The 7,289-nt window shown below is 32.7% G+C and carries 8 protein-coding genes; all 8 read left to right on the top strand.

What is annotated here, in order from left to right; all coding sequences use genetic code 11:
* The coding region (locus tag VFS71_RS07560) for a T9SS type B sorting domain-containing protein (protein WP_326400320.1) at window positions 1-2,164 on the top strand (2,164 nt) is incomplete at its 5' end.
* A gap of 56 nt (window positions 2,165-2,220) precedes the next feature.
* Window positions 2,221-2,952, top strand: coding sequence for a hypothetical protein (locus tag VFS71_RS07555; protein ID WP_326400319.1), 732 nt, complete (start codon window positions 2,221-2,223; stop codon window positions 2,950-2,952).
* Between the two features lie 69 nt (window positions 2,953-3,021).
* Entirely contained in the window at window positions 3,022-3,957 is a 936-nt protein-coding gene (locus VFS71_RS07550) for a fibronectin type III domain-containing protein (RefSeq protein ID WP_326400318.1), read from the top strand.
* 75 nt (window positions 3,958-4,032) lie between these two features.
* Window positions 4,033-4,518 carry a hypothetical protein gene (locus tag VFS71_RS07545; protein ID WP_326400317.1) on the top strand — a complete coding sequence of 162 codons (486 nt, stop codon included), beginning with the start codon at window positions 4,033-4,035 and terminating at the stop codon, window positions 4,516-4,518.
* Window positions 4,515-5,804: a hypothetical protein gene (locus VFS71_RS07540; RefSeq protein ID WP_326400316.1), complete on the top strand. Its 1,290-nt coding sequence runs from the start codon at window positions 4,515-4,517 to the stop codon at window positions 5,802-5,804. The genes VFS71_RS07545 and VFS71_RS07540 overlap by 4 nt, the downstream gene beginning before the upstream one ends.
* Entirely contained in the window at window positions 5,792-6,127 is a 336-nt protein-coding gene (locus VFS71_RS07535) for a hypothetical protein (protein ID WP_326400315.1), read from the top strand. Before VFS71_RS07540 ends, VFS71_RS07535 begins: the two co-directional genes overlap by 13 nt.
* A complete protein-coding gene (locus VFS71_RS07530; RefSeq protein WP_326400314.1) occupies window positions 6,114-6,590 on the top strand; it encodes a PulJ/GspJ family protein in 477 nt (158 codons plus the stop codon). The genes VFS71_RS07535 and VFS71_RS07530 overlap by 14 nt, the downstream gene beginning before the upstream one ends.
* The coding region (locus VFS71_RS07525) for a type II secretion system F family protein (RefSeq protein WP_326400313.1) at window positions 6,580-7,289 on the top strand (710 nt) is incomplete at its 3' end. The genes VFS71_RS07530 and VFS71_RS07525, both read left to right, overlap by 11 nt.

The following is a 7,289-nucleotide window of genomic DNA, read 5'->3' as shown; positions in this document are numbered from 1 at the left end:
CAGTTGTGATAATACCACTATTGGAACGGATGCTGATGGTAAAGTAATCTTTGATCTAACTCAAAAAGCAACTAGTATTCTAAATGGTCAATTGGCAACACAGTTTTTGATTTCGTATTACAAAGATGCAGGACTGACACAGGCTATTTTGACTCCAGTAACTTATCAAAATACCAATCCATCAGAAACTATTTTTGTAAAAGTGGTTAACAAAGACAATCCAAATTGTACAGCTACTACTTCGTTCAAAATTGAAGTTTTCTCCTTGCCAGTCATTACCAATACCGTTGACTTGAAACAATGTGATGACAATATTGACGGATTCAGTGTTTTTAATTTAGAAGAAGCGATTACTAAGATAACAGCTAATTCAGCAGTTGAAAGTATTAGTTTTTATAAAACTTTAGCGGATGCCCAAAACAATAGCAATACTATTACTAACACAACAGCGTATACCAACCAAACCGTAAGCATTGACAAAGTATTTGTCCGGGTAACCAATAACAACGGTTGTTTTAGAATTGCCCAACTGAATCTAATAGTTTCAACTACCCAGATTCCGTTGACTTTTTCTAAAACTTTTGCGCAATGTGATGATGCCATTGCTGGTACCAATACAGATGGAATTGCTTCGTTCGATTTTAGTGAGGTGACACAAAATATTCAAGATATTTTTCCGTCAGGACAGCTTTTGGACATTACCTATTATCAAAATGTAACGGATGCTTTAGCCGAAAAAAATGCCATTGCTGATATTTCGAATTATAGAAATACAAGTTCACCAAACAGCCAAAGCATTTATATTCGTGTGGATAGTAAACTCAATAATGATTGCTTGGGATTAGGAGGTTATATTACACTAACGGTAGAATCCATTCCTATTGTGCAATCAATGAAGCAAAATCATTGCGATGATAATCAGGATGGACAGTATGCCTTTGACACTTCGACGGTTCAAACCAATTTGTTGAATGGACTCACCAATGTCACCGTCTCTTATTTTGATCAAAATAACAATACGTTGCCGAGTCCATTACCTAATCCGTTTCTAACGGTCTCACAAACGCTAAAAGTGGTAGTTGCCAACAATACAGCAACTGCTTGCACATTTGATACCACTTTGCAGTTTATAGTCGATGATTTACCCGAAGCTTTCCCAATTGCAACATCGCTAACAACCGTTTGTGATGATGAAACTGATCCTGTTTTGCAGGACGGTAAATATGCTTTTGATACTTCCAGTTTTCAAACTACAATTTTGGGAGGACAAACCGGAATGACGGTAAATTATTTTGATAAAAATAATAATGCTCTTTCTTCTCCCTTACCCAATCCTTTTGTGACTGCTACACAAAATGTAAAAGTGGAAGTTATCAATCCCGTAAATCCTACTTGTACTGCAACTACAATTATTCCATTTGTGGTTAACCCGGTGCCAAATATTGAATTAGCAGGGGATGAACTAGTGTGTAGTGATTTACCCACTTTTACCAAAATAATCAATGCTGGATTACTGGATGAAACTCAAAAAAATAATTTCACTTATGCTTGGACATTAGACCAAAACTCAATTGCTAATGAAATAAATTATGATTTAACAGTCAACAATAAAGGAATTTACAAAGTCGAGACAACCAATAACCAAGGCTGCTCCAAAACAAGAACCATCACCGTAAATGCATCCGATAAAGCAACGGTTAAGGTGGACATTGTTGATTTATCTTCGGAAAACAGCATAACTGTTTTGGCTAAGGGTGCCGGTGATTATGTTTTTTCGCTGGACAATGAATTTGGTGATTATCAAAACAGCAATGTGTTTACCAATGTTTCAGCAGGAATTCACACTGTTTTTGTCAAGGATTTAAACGGTTGTGGTATCGTTCCTCAGGAAGTGGCCATTTTAGGGATTCCTAATTATTTTACACCCAATCAGGATGGGTACAATGACAATTGGAACCTAAAAGGGGTAAATAATGTTTTCAATGCAAAAACCACAGTTAGAATTTTTGACCGTTATGGGAAATTGATAAAAGAAATTAGTCCAGTGGGTGATGGCTGGGATGGTACTTATATTGGCCAGCAAATGCCGGCTACTGATTATTGGTATTCGATTCAATTGGAAGATGGAAGAATTTTTAAAGGGCATTTTGCTTTGAAGAGATAATAAATAATTTGCATAACTGAAAATGATTTAATTACTTTTACTACAAAATTTAAATAATGAGAAATATTTTTTTATTACTGCTATCAGTATTTTTTTTTGCATGCCAATCTACTAAAATAAAGAATGATACCTATAAAGTTTCTGATACAGCACCAGAATTGGGTAGTGTTGGCCAATCGAAGTTGGGTTCAAAAGCTAATAATGAATTTGCAGTGCGAACATTGCCTAAGTTGGAGAATAATATACGAATCGCTATTGAGGTAGTTCCGTTTAACAGAAAATTGTATCGAATTTATAAAGCTAAAGCAAGGTACAATCAAGACCAATCGAATGTGGCTTATGTTGATAGTTTACCTAAAAAGCCTGAGTTGGCAACCGTTAGGTTATTGGATGTGCTGCAATTTGTTAATGAATTAAACGCCGATTATAATAAAGATGTTTTTAGATTTATTAAGGATACCCAAAACTCTGAGGTAGTCAGTAGCCTGGCTTTTTGTTTTTCTGTTGAAGATATAAATAAAATAAAGCAAGCGGACACTTTTTATCTGACGAACTACCAAGACAGTAAGTATGCCATTTCGTTATACAAACTAGGTAAAAAAACAGATACTTTGTTTATTAATTCCTTGAATATAGTTGCTTATCGCTTGAGCAAGTTTTGTTGGGGCGTTACAGAAAGAGGAGAATGGTATATTGGTGATATTATTGAGGAAAACACTAAGTGCAATGGAGTTACCAAAAAGAAGATACCAAAAAAAGAGAAGCAAGAAAGCTTGTTTGATATGTGATAGTAAAAGCTAGTTTTATAGTGATTCTCAAAAAAAATAAAGTCCCAAAAAATATATTATAATTTCTCAATGAAAAATTTAAATCTCTGCAAGTTCTTTTTTTTGCTTTTTTCTTTGACGCTCTTTTCTTGTGAAGGTGTTATTTTGGAAACAGATATTACTGATCAAAAGGTTGTTTTAATGGCTCCTTTTGATAAAGCACAATTTTCTTCTACCAGTGTACTGTTTTCTTGGGAAAATGTTGCAGATGCCACAAAATATCATTTACAGATAGCCAAGCCAAATTTTGAAAATGCTTTGCAAATTGTTTTGGATACGACCGTTACCAGTACCTCTTTTACTCAACAACTTCCGGTAGCAGATTACGAGTGGAGGGTGCAAGCTGTAAATAGTGCCTACAAAACTCCTTTCACAAATCGATTTTTTTCTGTTGTCAGTAATGATGATTTTCATGACAATTCAGTAGTTTTGACAAGTCCTGTAAATGATTTGATTACAAATGTAAGTAGTCAAATTTTAAAATGGAATCCCATTATTGGTGCAAGCGGTTATCAAATTCAGATTATTGATGGTGGCGGTACCATTATCAATAATCAAACCATAACCAACTCAAACTTAAATTATTCTTTTCTTGATGGAAATTATTCATGGAAGGTAAGAGCAATCAACGAAACCTCACAGACCTTATATAGCACAAGATCAATTTTAGTAGATACTGCCAAGCCTAATACTCCTGTTTTGTCAAGTCCACTGGATAAGAGTACTACAACAGTTAATGATATAATTTTTAATTGGAATCGTGTTCCAATTGTAGGGAGCACCGAAAAGGATAGTATTTATGTTTATACAGACAGTGCATTGACTACTTTGCAACTCAAAAGTGAAGTTAATAATTCATTTACTAAGAACCTTGAGTCAGGTACTTATTATTGGTTTTTAAAATCATTTGATTTAGCTGGGAATGTAAGTGATAAGAGTTCTGTTTTTAATTTTACAATAAATTAATTCCAATAGGGTTATTGTTTTGGTAAATGTTTACTATAATGTTTAATCAACTAGATGATAATTAATTAAAAGATAATGAAAAGTAAAAAAAGTATATATATCCTTTTACCTGTAGTCTTGTCAATATGGGGAGTTGTAATATTTCAATTTTTTTCTTTTTCTACTCCAGATGAAGTTATAACAAATACATCTATGGAGTTTACTGTTAAGCCTTTTAAATTAAAAGAAAGAACACCATTTTTAATAAATGTGAATTATAGAGATCCATTTTTGGGAAAAATATATAATACTCAAGTAGTGACAAAAGGAAGTACAAGTAAAGTTAAGATTAAAAAGGAGATCAAACCAGAAGAAACAATTGTCTGGCCATCGATACAATATAAAGGAATGCTTTCTGATCCCAAAGAAAAACACAAAAGATTCATGTTGGTTATTGCAGGTAAAAATTATTTTATGAAAACAGGGGATATGCAGGAAGAGATTTTTTTGAAGAATGGAGATAAAGAATCTATTTATGTTACTTACAAAGGCAATTTGAACTTAATATTGCTGGACAATTGAAATTAAAGTGGAATCATAAACTCAAGTCTGGAGCTTTGCAATTTACAGTTTTTGTAGCTGTACTCATCGCATTACTCTTAAGTGCTTTGATTTTGTATGCCTATACTTTTATTTACATGAAAGAACAATCGAAGGGGGCTATTGAAAATATTCAGCTTTCAGCGATAGGAATAGAATATTTATTGGAACAAAACGAGTTTAACGGAGATACATTGGATATTGATTTTATAAAAAATGAAAATCAGAGTGTAAAAGTGCATTTGTCTCCTTGGGGTGTTTTTGAAAAAGCGTTTGTTGTGACTCAGTTTAGAAAAAAAATATTTAAAAAAACTGCTATTATTGGTTCATTGATTAATTCTGAAGAAGATCCTACACTGTTTTTACAGGAAACCCAAAATCCATTGACAGTGGTAGGAAGAACTACAATCAAAGGGAATGTCTATTTACCTACTCAAGGAGTAAAAACAGGTTACATTGCAGGGAATAGTTATTACGGGAAGCAACTAATTTATGGGGCTATTAAAAAAAGTACTTCTAGTATGCCAAAGTTAAATATGAGTGCTGTAGAAGCATTGTCATTTTATTTGAAAGAGTATAAACCTTTGAGACCCGCAGATTATATCAATTTAGAGAGCAATCAAAAAATAGCTGTTTCTTTTAAGAATAATACAAAAGGAAGTTATTCAAAAAATAAAATTGTGTTGCAGAACAAGGAAATTTCAGGAAATGTAATTATTAAATCAGATACGATTATTTGTGTAAAAAATACGACATTCTTGAAGGATGTTATCTTAATTGCGCCAAATGTGGAAATTGAGGAAGGAGTTATTGGTAATTTCCAAGTTATCGCTTCAAAAAGGATTACGGTTGGTAAAATGTGTAAACTTAATTATCCATCCGCATTGGTATTGTATCAAGATAATAAAACAAGTTCTGGCTTGGTGTCTAATACTATTTTTGAAAATAAAATTTTTATAGATTCGGGTTCCACCATCAGAGGTAGTGTTTTGTCTTTTCAGACTAAAGAAATGTCTGATTTTCAAACTCAAATAATATTGGAAAAGGATGCCAGAATTAAAGGGCAAGTATATTGTAATGGTAATTTTGAGCTTAAAGGCAGAGTTTCTGGTTCTGTTTATACCAAGCAGTTTATAGCGAATCAGGCAGGTTCTATTTTTGTAAATCATATTTATGATGGAGTGATTGAAAATGAGAACACGCCTATTGTTTTTGGAGGGGTTATTTTCGAAAATGCACCTAAAACAATTATGAAATGGCTATATTAAAAAAAATTAAATCAGCGACATTGGTGGAAGTTTTGGTAGCATCTGTTCTTATTGTTATCATTTTTGTAATAGCGAGTTTAGTGTTAAATAATTTGATTTTAAATACATTTTCACAAAATACCCATCCTATAGAATACCGATTGAATGAATTGGAATACAAGCTTGAGAATGGAATGTTAAAATTACCTTATCAAGAAAATTATAGAGGCTGGGATATTGAGGTCAAAATAGAAAAGAAGGACTTAAAAGAAGGACTTAAGATTTTGGCAACTAATGGTAGTACTAAAGAAATAATAAGACAGCGAAGTTATGTCAGAAAATAAACTAAAGTCATTTACGTTACCCGAGTTGTTGGTGGTTATGATTATAACAGCGATTGTTGTAGGTATGGCTTTTAGTGTGTTGCGGTTAGTACAAAAACAGATTCATACGATTGAAACAAATTTTGAAAAAACAAGCAGTTTGGCATTGTTTGAGCAAAAAATGTGGCAGGATTTTAATGAATTGAATGTCATAAAATACAATGCAAATAATCATAATTTACTTATGGAATCTGAAATGGATACAGTTTTGTATTCGTTTCAAGAAAATTACACTTTGAGAAATAATGATACTCTGAAATTAAAATTAGATGTTCATAAATTGTTTTTTGAAGGGGAGGAGATAAAAGAAGGTACCATTGACGCCATATCAATTTCAGGAATGGTAGAGTTACCAGATTATGAAATTTTTGTATCAAAAAAAAATGACCTAACCCTTAGTATGAATCAAGAAGATGGCCTTTAAACTAGAAAACGTCAAAAATAAGGATGTTACTGTAAATAAGAAGCAAAGTAGCAGTATAGAAGAATTGCTTAAAAAAGATATTGTTTTTTTTGGTCAGCAATTCAATAATAAAAAGAAGCAGGCTTTTTACCAGGAACTGGCCGTTTTGCTCAAAGCAGGTATTAGTTTCAAGGAAGGTTTAACTTTGATTATAGAATCCCTAAAGAAAAAAGCAGATAAAGAATTGATTCAATCGATTTTGAATGAGGTAGTTAATGGCAAGCCATTTTCGGAGGCATTGATGGCATCAAAATCTTTTTCGGAATATGAATATTATTCGATTCAAATAGGGGAGGAAACGGGCACAACCGCACAAGTATGTCAAGAATTAGGTGTGTTTTATGAACGTAAAAATGAACAAAAGAGAATTATAGTTGCAGCATTGACCTATCCCTCAATCGTTTTAACCACAGCTGTAGTTGTGGTAGTATTTATGTTGAGTTATGTCGTACCAATGTTCGAGGGAATTTTTAAGCAGAATCATATGGAGCTCCCAATGTTGACCAAGATGATTGTTAATTTGTCTTCTATTGTACAATCCTATGGGATTTATATATTGTTACTTCTTGTTGGTTTGATTATAACAGCAAGTATTTTTAAAGACAATCTAGCATACAGAAATGCTTCTCATTATTTCCTACTCAGAATCCCTATTTTCGG

The organism is Flavobacterium sp. (assembly GCF_035760125.1).
Classification (GTDB): Bacteria; Bacteroidota; Bacteroidia; order Flavobacteriales; family Flavobacteriaceae; genus Flavobacterium.
The sequence above is the reverse complement of the archived record's forward strand: the minus strand, read 5'-3'. Positions and strand labels throughout refer to the sequence as shown.